We start from the raw sequence: 15,434 nt of genomic DNA, 5'->3' as shown, positions 1-15,434 counted from the left end.
CGATGACCAGGAACGTCGTCATCACCTGCGCCCTGACCGGCGCCGCCGACTCCCCCAGCAAGAGCCCGCACGTGCCGGTGACCCCGGCGCAGATCGCCGACGACGCGATCGCGGCCGCCCGCGCCGGAGCCGCCGTCGTCCACGTGCACGTCCGGCACCCCGAGACCGGCATCCGCTCCCGCGACGTCGCGCTCTACCGCGAGGCCGTCCGCCTCATCCGCGAGAGCGGCGTCGACGTCGTCCTGAACCTCACCGCCGGGATGGGCGGCGACCTCGTGATGGACGAGGAGGACCCGCTCAAGCCCGTCGACGGCACCGACCTGGTCAACGCCATGGACCGGCTGCCTCACGTCGAGGAGCTGCTGCCCGACATCGCGACGCTGGACTGCGGTTCCTACAACTTCGGCGACGGCGGTGCCCTCTACGTCTCGACGACGGACATGCTCCGCGCCGGCGCGAAGCGGTTCCAGGAGCTGGGGGTGAAGCCCGAGCTGGAGGTGTTCGACTCCGGCCAGCTCTGGTTCGCGAAGGTCATGCACGACGAGGGCCTGATCGACCCGCCGGCGCTCGTGCAGCTCTGCATGGGCGTCCCGTACGGCGCGCCGGCCGACCCCGGCCTGCTGCAGGCGATGGTCAACCTGCTGCCGGCGGACGCCCGGTTCACCTCGTTCGCGCTGGGCCGCGACCAGCTGCCGTGGGTGGCGCAGTCGGTGCTGCTCGGCGGGCACGCGCGGGTCGGGCTGGAGGACAACCTCTATCTGTCCCGCGGGGTGAAGGCGACGAACGCGCAGCTCGTAGAGCGCGCCGTGACGATCGTCGAGGGGCTCGGGGCCTCGGTGGCCACCCCCGACCAGGCCCGCGAGATCTTCGGTCTGGGTGCCGCCCGGTGAGCCGCCCGATCACGTGCATCGGCGCCGGCGTGATCGGCGGCGGGTGGGCCGCCTACTTCCTGGCGCGCGGGTTCGACGTCGTCGCGTGGGACCCCGCCCCCGACGCCGAGGCCCGGCTGCGTCGGACCGTCGACGCGGCCTGGCCGGCCCTGACCGAGCTCGGTCTCGACGACGGGGCCGACCGGTCCCGGTTGCGGGTCGCCGCATCCCTGGCCGAGGCCTGCGCGGAAGCCGCGTTCGTCCAGGAGAGCGCACCGGAGGACCTCGAGCTCAAGCGCGGCCTGCTCGCCGACCTGGTCGCGGCGACCGGGCCGGACACCATCGTCGCCTCGTCGACCTCGGGCTTCCCGATGACGGACATGGCGACCGAGGCCGCGGACCCGTCCCGGCTCGTCGTCGGGCACCCGTTCAACCCGCCGTACCTGATCCCGCTGGTGGAGGTGGCCGGCGGCGAGGCGACCGCACCCACCGTCGTGAAGGAGGCGGCGGAGTTCTACCGGTCGATCGGCAAGTCGGTGATCGAGATGGATCGGGAGCTGCCCGGGTTCGTCGCGAACCGGCTGCAGGAGGCGCTCTGGCGCGAGGCGCTGCACATGGTCGCGAACGGTGAGGCGACGGTCGAGCAGATCGACACCGCGATCACCGAGGGCCCGGGGCTGCGCTGGCCGGTTCACGGGCCGTGCCTGACGTTCCACCTCGCGGGTGGCGAGGGCGGGATGGCCCACATGCTCGATCACTTCGGGCCGTCGTTGAAGGCGCCATGGACCCGGCTCGGGGCGCCGGAGCTGACGGGAGAGCTGCGTGACGCGATGGTGCGCGGCACGACGGACGAGGCCGGGGCGCGGTCGTTCGCCGACCTCGTGGCGGAACGGGACCGCGCGGTGATCGCGATCCGCCGCGCGGTGGAAGGTGCGCGGGCCGGCTGACGACGGCGGTGATCACCGGGACGTCATGGTTCCGCGCTCACGACACCGAGACCCGGGACCGGTGGCAGCACACCGTCGAGGGCGAGGGCGAGGACCGCGGGTTGGTGTACCTCTGCCGCTTCGTCCCGCTGCGCGACGCCGCCGGCGCACTCGTCGACCGGCAGGGCGAGTTCCTCGACGCCCTCGAACACCGTTCCGGTCCCGCGAACACGACGGTGCCCCCGCGAGCGCGGCGTTCCTAGCGTCTGGCCCATGCAGCGCAGCAGCGAGCGGATCCTCACCACCCACGTCGGCAGCCTCGCCCGTCCGGAGGCCCTGCTCGACACCATGCGCGAGAAGGAGCACGGCCGGCCCTACGACGAGGCCGGCTTCGCGAAGCAGGTCACGCAGGCGGTGGCCGACGTCGTCGCCAAGCAGGCCGAGGTCGGGCTCGACGTCGTGACCGACGGCGAGATGGGCAAGGTCAGCTTCGCGACCTACGTCCAGGACCGCCTGGACGGGTTCTCGCCGTCGAGCGGGGAGCGGCTGCTGCCGCCCTCGTGGAAACTCGAGATCGACGCCTTCCCGGAGTACTACGAGCAGTACCTCGGCAAGTACTCGAAGACGGTCGCGCCGATGGTGACAGTGGCCTGCGTCGGACCGGTCTCCTACACCGGCCAGGAGCAGCTGCGCACCGACATCGAGAACCTGCGCACGGCGCTGGTCGGGGTCGAGCACACCGAGGCGTTCATGCCGTCGACCTCACCGCGGGGGTTCGGGCGCAACGAGTACTACGCGACCGATACCGAGTACTACACCGCCGTCGCCGAGGCGCTGCGGGAGGAGTACCTGGCGATCGTCGACGCCGGGTTCCTGCTCCAGATCGACGACCCCTGGCTCATCGAGATCCTCTCGGACCCCGCCCTGGAACCGGACGAGCGGCGGCGCACCGCGGCGGAGCACGCCGAGATCGTCAACCACGCGCTGCGCGACATCCCGACCGAGACGATCCGGCTCCACACCTGCTACGGCCTCAACCACGGCCCGCGGGTCCACGACATCACCATGGCCGAGGTCGTCGGGCCGATGCTGGCGATCCGGGCGGGGGCGTACTCGTTCGAGGTCGCGAACCCGCGGCACTCCCACGAGTGGACGATCTGGCACGACGCGGCGGTGAAGCAGCGCCTCGGCGACGCGATCCTCATCCCCGGCCTGCTCGGGCACGCCCAGAACTACGTCGAGCACCCGGACCTGGTCGCCGAGATGCTGCGGCACTACGTGGATGCCGTCGGGCGGGAGCAGGTCATCGCGGGCGCCGACTGCGGGTTCTCATCGCGGGCGAGCTACCAGCCCGAGGTCCACCCGACGGTCGTCTGGGAGAAGTTCCGCGCGCTGCGGGCGGGCGCCGACCGCGTCTGAGCCCGGTGATGATCGGGAAGACTGGAGGGCGTGACCTGGAGCCGGAAGAACCTCGAGGACGTCGAGACGATCGCGCCGACGACGAGCGTCTATCTCACGCCCGAGCGGCAGGATATTCGACGCACCGCGCGGACCTTCGCCATGGAGGAGGTGCTCCCGCTCGCCGACGAGCTCGACCCGCAGCGTGGCGAGATCCCCGACGCGCTCCTGCGCCGGCTCGCCGAGCTCGGCTACTTCGGGATCATGATCGACCGTGAGCACGGCGGGCTCGGTCTCGGGGTCTTCGAGTACTGCCTCATCTGCGAGGAGCTGGCGCGGGGCTGGATGAGCGTCGCCAGCATCATCGCGCGCGGCAACGGTACGGGGTGCGCGTCGCCGGACGCGGACCGACGCTCCGAACTGCTCCGACGCTCCGCCGCCGGTGGCTGGATCGGCGGGATCGCGTTCTCCGAGCCGGAGGCGGGGTCGGACCTGGCGAACGTGGAGTGCCGGGCCGAGCGCTCCGGGGGATCGTGGGTGATCACCGGCACCAAACGCTGGGTCGGCCACGCGCAGCGGGCCGACTTCCTCCACCTGCTCGCCCGCACGCGCGAGCCGCACGAGGGTGAGGGGCGCTCGGACGGACTGGAGCTCTTCCTCGTGGAGAAGCCCCGCGGCTCGTTCCCCGACGGCGTCTCCGGCACTCCCATCGACAAGATCGGCTACTACGGCCTGACGACGTGGGAGCTCCGGTTCGACGGCCTCCGCCTGCCCGCCGACGCGCTCCAGGACACCGGACAGGCGGAGGGCCAGGGCTTCAAGGACAGCCTGCGCTGGCTCGGACCGGCGCGGGTGCAGACGGCGGCGCGCGCGGTCGGGCTGGCGCGCGGTGCCGTGGAGGACGCGGTGGCGTACTGCCGGCAGCGGGTGCAGTTCGGGCACCCGATCGGCGACCAGCAGGTCATCCGCCACGCGCTCGCCGACATGTCCGCGCAGGTCGAGGCGGCACGCCAGCTCTGGATGCATGCGGCGTACCTGGTGGACTCGGGTGAATCGGCGGACGTGGAGACCTCCCAGGCCAAGCTGTTCGCCTCCGAGATGGCCGAGCAGGTGACGAGCCAGGCGCTGCAGATCTTCGGCGGCAACGGCTACACGACGGAGTACTCGGTGGAGCGGTACTGGCGGGACGCCCGGTTGACCAAGATCTTCGAGGGGACGTCCGAGATCCAGCGCAAGATCGTCTCGGATGCGCTGATCCCGGAGGCCTGACGAGTCGTGTGACGCACCGTGGTCGTCGTCCGCCGTGGGGTCGATCCACCTCGGCCTAGCGACTCGGGTGGTGATCGGTCTCCGGGCGGGTGGTGGCTACCGACGGTGATCGGCGCGACGGCAGGCTCAGGGGGCTGAGGCGTCGACGGTTCGGACCAGTTCGTCGTCGCCCGCCAGCGCGATCGCGTCCGGCGAGCCCAACGCCCCCAGCACGGCGCGCGCTCCCCCGGACCGGGCGGCCGGGACGAGGTCGGCCGCTCGCGGGTCGTGCACCTCACCGGCCCGCAGGTGCGCGACCCACCCCGCCAACGCCCCCACGGCACCGTCGGGAAGACGACCGGCGGCACGCTCCAGCGCGAGCACCGGCAGGATCCGCGCCGGGATCTTCGCCGATCCGTCCCGGGCGATCTGGGCGAGCCGGTGCCGGATGCCACGCTGGGCGAACCGGGTGCGCAGGGCCCCGCGGTAGTCGTCGAGGCAGTCGACCCGAGCGTGACGGGCGGCGGCGTCCCACCACGACTCCATCAACCGCGCGACCTCCGGATCCCGCACCGCCTCGTCGACGGTGGCCGCGCCGCGCGACGGGCCGACGTACGCGAGCAGGCTGTGCGCGCCGTTGAGGAACCAGAGCTTGCGCCGGGCGTACGGGGCGGCGTCGTCGACGAACCGCGCCGGCCAGGCGGGGCGCCCGTGCGGGAACTCCCCCGCGAGCACCCACTCCGAGAACGGCTCGGTGACGACGGGGACGTCGTCCCGGACCCCGCGGGGCAGCAGCCGCGCGACCTCGGTGAGGTCGTCGGCCGTCGTCGCCGGGGTGATCCGGTCGACGACCGTGTCGACGAACCCCACGTGCTCGTCGATCCAGGCACCGAGCCCCGGCTCGGCGACGCGCAGCAGCGCGTCGCGCAGCACCGACCCGTTGCCGGGCAGGTTGTCGCAGGGCACGAGCGCGATCGGAGCACCCGAGCCGGTACGGCGAGCCGCGAGTCCGTCGAGCACCCGGCCGATCGTGGCCGGATCCGCGTACCCGGCCTCGGTGATCGTCAGGGTGAGCACCGAGACGCTGCCCGACGACAGGTCGCGTCGCCAGCTCTCGAGGTCGGTCCCGGGGCGCGCCCGGACGATCGACGCGATCTCCCGGAGCTCCGGGCCGTCGTCGGAGCGGATCAGCAGGTGGTACCGACCGCCCTGGGCGGTGAGCGCCTCGGGGAGCGCGGTGCTGCGGAAGGTGTACGCGGCGATCCCCGCCTCCGGGTCCGCCGCGGTGTAGGCCGCCTGGTGGGCGCGGTGGAACGCACCGAGCCCGAGGTGCACCGCCGTGATCACAGCCCGAACGCCGTCCGCGGCGCGTCGAGCACCCAGTTCCGGATCACCGTGTGGGCGTCGTCGAGCGAGATGACGTGCTCGGCGACCAGCCCGGCGAGGTATCCGGCGTCGACCCGCCGCGCGGTGTCGTGGCGGGCCGGGATCGAGCAGAAGCCGCGGGTGTCGTCGACGAACCCCGAGCCGCGGAAGAACCCGGCCGTCTCGGTGATCGCGTCCCGGGCACGGCGCATCGCCCGGGGCGCGTCCAGGAACCACCACGGCGCACCGACGAACACCGACGGGTAGAACCCCGCCAACGGGGCGAGCTCCCGCGAGAACACCGTCTCGTCGAGGGTGAACAACACGGTCCGGAAGCGTGGGTGCGTGCCGAAGCGCTCGAGCATCGGGGCCAGGGCGGCGGTGAACTCGGCGTGGACCGGGATGTCGTGACCGGTGTCGGGCCCGAACCGGCGCCACGTCCCGGGGTGGTGGTTGCGCCGCACCCCGCAGTGCAGCGCCATCACCAGGCCGTCCTCGGTCGACATCCGGGCCATCTCGCCGAGCAGCTGCTCGGACAGCGTCGTCGCGTCCGCCGGCGTGCCCGACCCGGAGCGGACCGCGTCGAACAGGCGACGGGCGTCGGCGACGTCGAGGAATGCGGCGCGCGGGGTCGGCGCGCTGTGGTCGGTGGCGGTCGCGCCGTGCTCGGCGAAGTAGGCGCGCCGGCGCTCCAGCGCGGCCACGAGGTCGTCGTAGCTCCCGATCGCGATCCCGGCGGCCTCGCCGAGGCGGTCCAGCGCGGCGGGCCAGCCGGGTGAGGTCGCGTCGAGGTAGCGGTCGGGGCGGAAGGTCGGCACCACCCGGCCGGTCCAGCTCGGGTCGGCCGCGAGGGCGCGGTGGTGGCGCAGGTCGTCGGCCGGGTCGTCGGTGGTGGCGAGCGCGTCGATCCGGAACCGGTGGAACAGCGCACGGGGGTGCATGTCCGCCCGGGCGAGCCGGGCGGTGAGCTCGTCGAAGAGCGCGTCGGCGTGGTCGGCGGAGGGCTGCTCGGTCACTCCGAGGACCTCGGCCAGCTCCTGCTCCAGCCAGCCGCGGGTCGCCGTCCCGAGGAACAGCGGCCAGCCCGCACAGAACTCCCGCCACACCTCGCGAGGCGCCGCGGCCACCGCTCCGTCGGCGTCGGTGAGTCCGAGGCGCTCGAGCGGGACACCGTGGGCGTGCAGCAGCCGGGTGACGTAGTGGTCGGGGGTGACCAGCAACGACGCCGGGTCTCCGAACGCCCGGTCCTCCGCGAGCAGACCCGGGTCGACGTGGCCGTGCGGGCTCACGATCGGCAGCTCGGCGACCGCGGCGTGCAGTTCGCGCGCGATCCCGCGGTCGGCGGGGTCCGGTGGGAACAGCCGGTCCGGGTGCGGAGCCAGCGGGACGCCCATGACCGTCGAGCCTGCGCAGCCGCGGCCGACGGCGGCAACTGGTTGCCGTCAGTTGCCGGGCGGCGGTCCCGTCGTCCCCCGCACGACCAGGTCGGCGCCCAGGGTCACCGTCGTGGGCTCCGCCGTCGGGTCCGTCAGCCCCGCCTCCAGCACGTCGACGGCCCGCCGGCCGAGTCGGCCGGTCGGGCCGGCGACGGTCGTGAGGCCGGGAACGACGAGGTCCGCGCCGAACACGTCGTCGCACCCGATCAGGCTCAGGTCCTCCGGCACCCGCACACCCCGTGCGGCCAGGCGTTCCATCGCGCCGATCGCGATGAGGTCGTTGTAGGCGAGCACCGCCGTCGCGCCGGGGTGGGCCCGGATCTCCTCGGCTGCCGTGTGCCCGCCGCGCCGCGTCGGTGGGAACGGCCCGAGCAGGGTCGTGTGAGCCCCGGCCTCGTCGTGGACCGCCGCCCACCGGCGGGAGTTGACCCAGGAGTTGCGCGGTCCGGAGAGGTAGAGCAGATGGCGGTGCCCGAGCGCGACGAGGTGCCGGACCGCGGCGCGCATCCCGGCGGGAGTGTCGACGACCAGCGAGGACAGGCCGTCGATCCGTCGGTTGAGCACCACCAGCGGACGGTGCTCGGCGAGCTCGAGCACGGCCCGGTCGGAGAGGCGTGACGTCGCCAGGATCCCGCCCGCCGAGGTCGCGAGGCTGCGGCGCAGGTTGCCGGCCTCCACCTCCGGGGACTCGTCGCTGTCGGTCACGATCGTGGTCCGGCCCAGCTGCGCGGCCCGTGCCTGCACCGCCTTGATCAGCGGCGGGTAGTAGGGGTTCGCGATGTCGCTGACCACGAGCGTGACGGTCCGGACGCGTTCCGGACCGTCGTCGCGGGCGAGCGGCCGGGGCCGGTACCCGAGCTCGGCCGCCGCGGCGTGCACCCGACGTCGGGTGTCGGCCCCGACCCGCGTCGGGCGCGAGAAGACCCGCGACACGGTGGACGCCGCGACCCCGCAGTGCCGCGCGACGTCGTAGATGGTCGGCCCCCGCTCGCCCATCCCGCACCCCCGATCCGGCTCGGCAACTTACGGCAACCGATTGCCGCGCCGTGGCGGTCTTCCTACCGTCCGCCCCATGTGGACCCTGTCCGGCTTCGCGGACGAGATCGGGCCCGACCTGGATCAGCAGTGCGCGGTGCTCGACGACCTGGGCGTCCGCTTCCTCGAACTGCGCAGCGCCTGGTCGGTGAACGTCGTCGACCTCGACGACGACCAGGTCGAGTGGGTGCGGGCGACGCTCGCCGCGCACGGGATCGGGGTGTCGTCGATCGGCTCGCCGTGCGGGAAGGTCGCGATCACCGACCCGCCGGAGCACGATCTCGCGCGGCTGGACCGGGCACTGCAGGTCGCCCGGCGGCTCGACGCCCCCTACCTGCGGCTCTTCTCCTTCTTCCTGCGCGGCGCCCCGCCGGAGCAGCACCGGGACGAGGTGATCCGCCGCCTCGCCGTCTATGCCGCACGCGCCCGCGACGCCGGGATCACCCTGCTGCACGAGAACGAGAAGGAGATCTACGGCGACGTGCCGTCGCGGGCCCTCGACGTCGTCGAGTCGGTCTCCTCCGAGCACCTGCGCCTGGCCTGGGACGCCGCCAACTACGTCCAGGTAGGCGTGCGGCCCTTCACCGAGGCCTACGCCGCGCTGCGGCCGTACACCGACTACGTGCAGGTGAAGGACGCGCTGCTCGCCGACGCCTCGGTCGTGGCCGCCGGCGAGGGCGACGGAGAGATCCGCGAGACGGTCCGGGCGCTGCGGGCGGACGGCTTCGACGGGTTCTTCTCGATGGAGCCGCACCTCGCGGCGCAGGACGCGTTCGGCGGGTTCTCCGGGGTCGACGAGTTCGTCCGCGCCACGAAGACCTTCACCCGCCTGCTCGACGACGAAGGGATCGAGTTCTCGTGACCGGGCTGCGCTTCGCGGTCGTCGGCGCGGGCACCATCGGCGACGTCCACGCCCGGTGCCTCGCGGATCCGTCGGTCGACGCCGAGCTCGTCGTCGTCGTCGACCTCGACCCGGTCCGCGCCGAGAAGGTCGCCGCCGCGCACGGCGCCGCCCGCTGGAGCACCGACGTGGCGGCCGCGCTCACCGCGGACGACGTCGACGCCGTCGCGATCTGCACCCCGAGCGGGGCGCACGCCGACCCGGCGGTGACGGCGCTCGAGGCGGGAAAGCACGTCGTCGTCGAGAAGCCGCTGGAGGTCTCGCTCGCCGCCGCGGACCGCATCCGGGCCGCCGAGGCGTCGTCGGGGAAGGTCGCGACGGTCATCTCCCAGCACCGCTTCGACCGTGCCGCCGAGCGCCTCCACGCCGAGCTCGACGCCGGCCGACTCGGCACGCTGACCAGCGCGAACGCGTCCTGCGCCTGGTGGCGGGGGCAGAGCTACTACGACTCCGGCGCCTGGCGCGGCACGTGGTCGCTCGACGGCGGCGGCGCGACGATGAACCAGTCGATCCACGTCATCGACCTGCTGCTCTCCATGCTCGGCGAGGCGGTCGAGGTGTTCGCCTACACCGCGCTGCTCGCCCACGAGCGGATCGAGGTCGAGGACACCGCGGTCGCGGTCGTGCGGTTCGCGACCGGCGCGCTGGCCACGGTCCACGGCACGACGGCGGCCTACCCCGGCCTGGACACGTCGCTACGGGTCATGGGTACCGGCGGGTCGGCGGTGGTGACCGACGACGAGCTGACGTTCCTGCACACCACCGACGGGTCGCCGCCCGAGATCCGGATGAGCGAGTCGGGGGCGTCGCTGAACCAGCTCACGCGCGAGGACCGGCCGGAGCCGCGCGAGCTGGCGATGGGCGCCGCCCACATCGCCCAGCTGCGGGACTTCACCGACGCCGTCGCCACCGGCCGTCGTCCGCGGGTCACGACCGACGATGCGCGGGCAGCGCTGGCGCTGATCCTCGGCATGTACGAGTCGGCGTCGACGGGGCGCCCGGTCGGGTTGGTGGCTTCGTGAGGATCCGGGAGGTCGAGGTCCTCGTCGCGAGCCCGGGCCGCAACTTCGTGACATTGCGGATCACGACCGACGACGGCGTCGTCGGGCTCGGCGACGGCACGCTCAACGGCCGCGAGCTCGCCGTGGCGGCCTACCTGTCCGAGCACGTGGCGCCGCTGCTCGAGGGCCGCGACCCGCACGCGATCGAGGACACCTGGCAGCTGCTCTACCGGGGCGCCTACTGGCGGCGGGGGCCGGTGACGATGAGCGCGATCGCGGCGGTCGACGTCGCGCTCTGGGACATCAAGGCGCAGGTGGCGGGGCTGCCGCTCTACCAGTTGCTCGGCGGCGCGTCCCGCGAGCGCTGCCTGGCGTACGGGCACGCGAGCGGCGTCGACGTGGCCGAGCTGATCGAGTCGGTGCACGCGCACCGCGAGCAGGGCTTCCGCGCGATCCGCGTGCAGACCGGGGTGCCGGGGCTGGGGCCGGTGTACGGCGTGGCGTCGTCGGCCGGGGGTGGTGAGCGCTACGACTTCGAGCCGGCCCGCCGCGGTGCGCTGCCGGCCGAGGAGCGTTGGGACTCGCGGGCCTACCTGCGCCACGTGCCGTCGGTGATGGAGTCGGTCCGGCAGGAGTTCGGGCCGGAGCTGATGCTGCTCCACGACGCGCACCACCGGCTCACCCCCATCGAGGCCGCGCGGCTCGGGAAGTCCCTGGAGGCCTACGACCTGTTCTGGCTCGAGGACGTCACGCCCGCCGAGAACCAGGAGGCGCTGCGGCTCGTCCGCCACCACACGACGACCCCGCTCGCGATCGGCGAGGTCTTCAACACCGTCTGGGACTACCGGACGCTGCTGGCCGAGCAGCTGATCGACTACGTCCGTTCGCCCGTGACCCACGCCGGCGGGATCACCGGGCTGCGCCGCATCCTGGACCTCGCGGGGCAATACCAGGTCCGCTCGGGCATGCACGGCCCGACGGACGTCTCGCCGGTCGGCATGGCGGCGTCGCTGCACCTCGGCCTGGCCCTGCACAACTTCGGCATCCAGGAGTACATGCTCCACTCGGCGGAGACGAACGCGGTGTTCTCCCCGCGGTTCACGTTCGACGACGGCGGGCTGCGGCCGTCCGAGGAACCGGGGCTCGGGGTCTCCTACGACGACGAGGTGGCGGCGCGGTTCCCGTACGAACGGGCCTACCTGCCGATCGCGCGGCGACCGGACGGGACCGTCCACGACTGGTGAGAGGCGGCGCGCGAGGATGCCGCTGACGGCGGACGACGCGGCTGCTCGTCCGGCGCGGACTCAGCCGCCGGTTCTCCCGCGTCTCGTTGCGCGACGCACACGGTCAGCCGACGACACCAACCAGGCGAGCGCACCGGTGCGCGACGCACACGGCCGGCCGGCGGCGGCCGCCGGATCGTGTGCGCGACACCCACGCCGCGGGAGACCGGAGGCCGACCGCCGCCACCGTGTGCGTCACGCACACGCCGCCGCACGGAGAACCCCGACCGCCGCCACCGTGTGCGTCACGCACACGCCGCCGAACGGAGACCACCGACCCCCGCCGGCCGTGGGCGCCCTTGGGTGGATGGATCGAGCGAAGGGGCCTCTCGCTCACAATGGGCGGGATGCGTCCCCCGGCCTCACTCCCCCCGCGGTTCGGGCTGGACCCCGCGCGGATGCGGCTGCCGGTCTCGGACGAGTGGCCGACGATCCGCGACCACCTCGTCGGCCGCGTCCCCCTCTCCGCCGCCGAGATCGACGCGATGTTCGCGGCCGGCCGCTTCCACGACGCCGACGGCCCGCTCGCCGTCGACGCGCCCTACGTCAGCGGCGGGTCGGTGTGGTTCCACCGCGACCTGCCCGACGAGGCACCGGTCCCGTTCACCGTGGACGTGGCCCACCGCGACGACGACGTCCTCGTCGCCGACAAGCCGCACTTCCTCGCGACGATCCCGCGCGGGCGCCACATCCGGGAGACCGCGCTCGTCCGGCTGCGCGACGAGCACGGGCTGCCGGACCTCTCCCCCGCCCACCGGCTGGACCGGGTGACGGCGGGGCTGGTGCTGTTCGTCGTGCGCCGCGAACGGCGCGGCGCGTACCAGAACCTCTTCCGCGACCGCCGCGTCGACAAGACCTACACCGCGGTCACCCGCTACGACCCCGGGCTCCCGACGACGACCACGGTCCGGTCCCGGATCGTCAAGGAACGCGGGATCGTCACCGCCCAGGAGATCCCGGGCGAGCCGAACGCCGCGACCGGGATCGAGCTGCTCGATCACCGCGACGACGAGCTCCTCGGTCCGATCGCCCGCTACCGGCTGACGCCCTACACCGGCCGGACCCACCAGCTGCGCCTGCACCTGGCCTCGCTCGGCGTCCCGATCCTGGGCGACCCGTTCTACCCGACCGTGCGCGACGTCCCCCTCGACGACTTCCGCACCCCGCTGCAGCTCCTGGCCGCGACGCTGGGCTGGCCTGATCCGGATTCCGGCGAGCGCCGCGTCGTGCACAGCCGCCGCACCCTGCAGGCGTGGGAGGACCCGGCCGGGTGGCTCGTCGGACCGGTCCCCTGATCGACCCGCGCCCGGCACCGTCGTCGCGAATCGGACGACGTCGGGCGATAGCGTCACCGTTCGTGGGCGGCGGACGGGGTCGAGTGAAGGTTGACGCGTGAGGGCCGAGGGACCGGGCTCGCTGCCGGTGGTCGCGGCGCCGATGGCGGGTGGCCCGTCGTCGCCGGCGCTGGTCGCGGCGGTCACCGAAGCAGGCGGGTACGGCTATCTCGCCGGGGGGTACCTGACCGCGGAGAAGCTCGACGCCCAGCTCGCCGAGCTCCGCGAGCGCACGACGGGCCGGTTCGGGGTCAACCTGTTCCTGCCCCCGACCCGGCCGCGCACCGACCGCGAGGAGCAACGTCGCGACGCGGCCGTCGACACCTACGCGCGACGGCTGACGCCGGAGGCCGCCGCCCTCGGAGCCGAGCTCGGGAACCCCCGTCCCGCCGAGGACCCCGACTCCGGCGACGCGCTCGACGAGAAGATCGCGGTGCTCGCCCAGGATCCCCCGGACGCCATCAGCGTGACGTTCGCGCTGCCCGACCCGACACGGCTCGCGGCCCTGCGCGCCACCGGAGCCACCCTGGTCGCGACGGTGACGAGCGTCCAGGAGGCCCGATCGGCGGCCGAGGCGGGGTTCGACGGGCTCTGCGTCCAGGGCGCCGAGGCGGGCGGGCACCGGGGCACGCACGACGAGGCCGCCACCCCGAACGAGACCGACACGCTCGACCTGCTCGCCGCGATCCGCCGCGCGACGACTCTGCCGATGATCGCCGCGGGCGGGATCGCCGACACCGCGACCGCCCGGCGCGCGCTCGAGGCCGGAGCAGTGGCCGTGCAGCTGGGCACCGCGCTGCTGCGCTGCCCGGAGGCCGGCACCTCGACGACGCACCGCGAGGCGCTCGCCGACCCGTCGTTCTCGGGCACCCTGGTCACGCGCGCCTACACCGGACGTCCGGCCCGGGCGCTGACCACGCGGTTCGCGGTCGAGCACGGCCCGGCCGCCCCCGCGGCCTACCCCGAGGTGCACCACCTGACCCGGCCGATGCGGACGGCCGCCGCGGCGGCGGGCGACACCGACCGGCTCCACCTCTGGGCCGGCATTCACTTCCGGAAGGCCGCGGCGATCCCTGTGGCGGATGTGGTGCGCGGCCTGGTGTAGCCCGTCGGTCAGCGCCCGGCGAACCAGGCGTTGGTGGACGGCGCGAAGAGCAGGACGAGCACGGCGCCCTGCAGGACGAAGCCGAGCAGGGGCACGACCACCGCCCACGCGACCAGGCAGAACGCCAGGGCGACCAGCGCGCCGATCGCCGTCAGCACGGCCAACGTCACACGGGCTACTTGACTGCCGCCGCGCACCATCCAGGCGAGGCCGAGCCAGCACATGTCGACGAGCACGGTGACGCCGAGCAGGAGGGCCGCGGCGGCCATGCCCTCACGGGGATGGTTGTCGACGGCGAGCAGCATGGTGGCGAGGGCGCCCGCGCCGAGGAGGGAACAGACCACCTGGGCCACGGCCACCCAGAAGACGGCGGCGACGGTGGAGGGGCGTGACGACGCCGACGGCGGGATCGGCCAGGCACCCGGCGCGTCAGCCGTCAGAGACCAGGGCGCCGTGGCGGGTCGTCCGGAGTACACAGGCGAAGTCACGCGCTTACGCTAACTCTACGTGTACAACGAGGGAAGGAATCTGGCGAATATCGCTACGGTTCGTGACGGAGCGCTACTGCCGCCCTCGACCCCGCCCGTCCCTCTCGCCAGGGACGGGCGGCTGGACGGTCGGGGCGTCTAGAAGTAGGTCTTGCGGCCGCCGATCCCGCGGCCGACAGCCCCCAGGATGGTCAGCACCAGACCGACGATCGCCAGGATTGCGCCGATCGTGTAGAGGATCGAGATGCCCGTGACGGCCCCGATGATGATCAGGATGACGCCGAGGATGATCATGAAACTCCCTCGTCTCTCTCCGACCGGACGGCCGGTGCTCACTGATACCCGAGCGTGACGTCGTGAACACTCGGAAATCCCACCTCACCGGTTCAGGCGATCTTGGTGATCACGATTCGTCGCAACCTGAGACAGAAGTGACCGACGTGACTCCGGCCGACTCCTGGACCACCCATGCCGCATCGACCGCCTGGGCGGCGTCCGGTCCGGCCGACGACGCCGGCGTCCGGGTCGAGGTCCACGACGTCACGGCCCCCGAGGGCGACCGCTTCGACTACCCCGTCGTGCACCTGCCCCGGGTGGCCGTCGCCCTCGTCGTCCGCAACGGCGAGTCGGGCGAGGAGGTGCTCATGCTCCGGACGTACCGCTATCCGGTGAACCGCTACGGCTGGGAGCTCCCGGGCGGCGGCGTCGACGACGGCGAGGAGGCCTGGATGGCCGCGGCCCGCGAGGCCGCCGAGGAGACGGGCTGGCGACCGCGGGGCCATCGCCGCCCGCTCATCGAGTTCGAACCGCTGCCCGGCGGGGTGTCGACGACGGTGCACGTGCACCTGTGGCGCGACGCCGAGCCGACCGGCGAACCCCTCGACCGCCACGAGCCCGGCCGGGCCCGGTGGGTGCCGGTCTCCGACGTCGTCCGGCTCGCCGGCGCGGGTGAACTGCTGGGCGCGGGAACCCTCGTCGGCCTGCTGCAGTACGTGGCGGAGAGCACCACATCTCGCCAATAGTCGGACGTCCTACTATATTGGGG

At 73.4% G+C, this 15,434-nt stretch carries 16 protein-coding genes; 11 read left to right on the top strand and 5 right to left on the bottom strand.

Annotation, left to right across the window (positions count from 1 at the left end; all coding sequences use genetic code 11):
- Window positions 1-2: 2 nt before the first annotated feature.
- The 5 genes from LQ327_RS19730 to LQ327_RS19710 are packed head-to-tail and all read left to right on the top strand — an operon-like array spanning window position 3 to window position 4,462.
- On the top strand, window positions 3-890 hold the full coding sequence (locus LQ327_RS19730) for a beta-keto acid cleavage family enzyme (protein ID WP_230737507.1): 888 nt from the start codon (window positions 3-5) through the stop codon (window positions 888-890).
- Entirely contained in the window at window positions 887-1,816 is a 930-nt protein-coding gene (locus LQ327_RS19725) for a 3-hydroxyacyl-CoA dehydrogenase NAD-binding domain-containing protein (protein ID WP_230736846.1), read from the top strand. Before LQ327_RS19730 ends, LQ327_RS19725 begins: the two co-directional genes overlap by 4 nt.
- 8 nt (window positions 1,817-1,824) lie before the next feature.
- Window positions 1,825-2,058, top strand: coding sequence for an NUDIX hydrolase (locus LQ327_RS19720; protein WP_230736844.1), 234 nt, complete (start codon window positions 1,825-1,827; stop codon window positions 2,056-2,058).
- A gap of 10 nt (window positions 2,059-2,068) precedes the next feature.
- On the top strand, window positions 2,069-3,214 hold the full coding sequence (locus tag LQ327_RS19715; protein WP_230736842.1) for a cobalamin-independent methionine synthase II family protein: 1,146 nt from the start codon (window positions 2,069-2,071) through the stop codon (window positions 3,212-3,214).
- A gap of 30 nt (window positions 3,215-3,244) precedes the next feature.
- Complete coding sequence (locus LQ327_RS19710; protein ID WP_230736840.1) at window positions 3,245-4,462, top strand: acyl-CoA dehydrogenase family protein; 1,218 nt, start codon at window positions 3,245-3,247, stop codon at window positions 4,460-4,462.
- Between the two features lie 126 nt (window positions 4,463-4,588).
- On the opposite strand, the gene LQ327_RS19705 is transcribed toward LQ327_RS19710, so the two are convergent.
- The 3 genes from LQ327_RS19705 to LQ327_RS19695 are packed head-to-tail and all read right to left on the bottom strand — an operon-like array spanning window position 4,589 to window position 8,238.
- On the bottom strand, window positions 4,589-5,788 hold the full coding sequence (locus tag LQ327_RS19705; RefSeq protein WP_230736838.1) for a mannitol dehydrogenase family protein: 1,200 nt from the start codon (window positions 5,786-5,788) through the stop codon (window positions 4,589-4,591).
- A complete protein-coding gene (gene uxaC / locus LQ327_RS19700; protein ID WP_230736836.1) occupies window positions 5,785-7,200 on the bottom strand; it encodes a glucuronate isomerase in 1,416 nt (471 codons plus the stop codon). The genes LQ327_RS19705 and uxaC overlap by 4 nt, the downstream gene beginning before the upstream one ends.
- Window positions 7,201-7,248: 48 nt before the next feature.
- A complete protein-coding gene (locus LQ327_RS19695) occupies window positions 7,249-8,238 on the bottom strand; it encodes a LacI family DNA-binding transcriptional regulator (RefSeq protein WP_230736834.1) in 990 nt (329 codons plus the stop codon).
- Window positions 8,239-8,314: 76 nt separating this feature from the next.
- Between LQ327_RS19695 and LQ327_RS19690 the strand changes: the two genes are divergently transcribed.
- From LQ327_RS19690 to LQ327_RS19670, 5 genes are all read left to right on the top strand, one after another.
- Window positions 8,315-9,139, top strand: coding sequence for a sugar phosphate isomerase/epimerase family protein (locus tag LQ327_RS19690; protein WP_230736833.1), 825 nt, complete (start codon window positions 8,315-8,317; stop codon window positions 9,137-9,139).
- The gene (locus tag LQ327_RS19685) at window positions 9,136-10,200 is read left to right on the top strand and encodes a Gfo/Idh/MocA family protein (protein ID WP_230736831.1); all 1,065 of its coding nucleotides are present in this window, start codon (window positions 9,136-9,138) and stop codon (window positions 10,198-10,200) included. The genes LQ327_RS19690 and LQ327_RS19685 overlap by 4 nt, the downstream gene beginning before the upstream one ends.
- Entirely contained in the window at window positions 10,197-11,423 is a 1,227-nt protein-coding gene (gene manD / locus LQ327_RS19680; RefSeq protein ID WP_230736830.1) for a D-mannonate dehydratase ManD, read from the top strand. The genes LQ327_RS19685 and manD overlap by 4 nt, the downstream gene beginning before the upstream one ends.
- Before the next feature lie 386 nt (window positions 11,424-11,809).
- Window positions 11,810-12,757, top strand: a complete 948-nt coding sequence (locus LQ327_RS19675) for a pseudouridine synthase (RefSeq protein WP_230736827.1) — start codon at window positions 11,810-11,812, stop codon at window positions 12,755-12,757.
- A gap of 97 nt (window positions 12,758-12,854) precedes the next feature.
- Window positions 12,855-13,901 (top strand): NAD(P)H-dependent flavin oxidoreductase, encoded by a 1,047-nt coding sequence (locus LQ327_RS19670; RefSeq protein ID WP_230736825.1) that lies wholly within the window; start codon window positions 12,855-12,857, stop codon window positions 13,899-13,901.
- Window positions 13,902-13,909: 8 nt separating this feature from the next.
- Here the strand turns inward: LQ327_RS19670 and LQ327_RS19665 are convergent, their stop codons facing one another.
- Window positions 13,910-14,389, bottom strand: a complete 480-nt coding sequence (locus LQ327_RS19665; protein ID WP_230736823.1) for a hypothetical protein — start codon at window positions 14,387-14,389, stop codon at window positions 13,910-13,912.
- Between the two features lie 138 nt (window positions 14,390-14,527).
- Window positions 14,528-14,683 (bottom strand): hypothetical protein, encoded by a 156-nt coding sequence (locus tag LQ327_RS19660; RefSeq protein ID WP_230736821.1) that lies wholly within the window; start codon window positions 14,681-14,683, stop codon window positions 14,528-14,530.
- Window positions 14,684-14,820: 137 nt separating this feature from the next.
- On the opposite strand from LQ327_RS19660, the gene LQ327_RS19655 reads away from it, so the two are divergent.
- Entirely contained in the window at window positions 14,821-15,411 is a 591-nt protein-coding gene (locus tag LQ327_RS19655) for an NUDIX hydrolase (RefSeq protein WP_230736819.1), read from the top strand.
- The last annotated feature ends 23 nt before the right edge of the window (window positions 15,412-15,434 follow it).

Source organism: Actinomycetospora endophytica (assembly GCF_021026375.1).
Lineage (GTDB): Bacteria > Actinomycetota > Actinomycetes > Mycobacteriales > Pseudonocardiaceae > Actinomycetospora > Actinomycetospora endophytica.
Note: the sequence above shows the minus strand (reverse complement) of the source record. Positions and strands in the feature narration are given on the sequence as shown.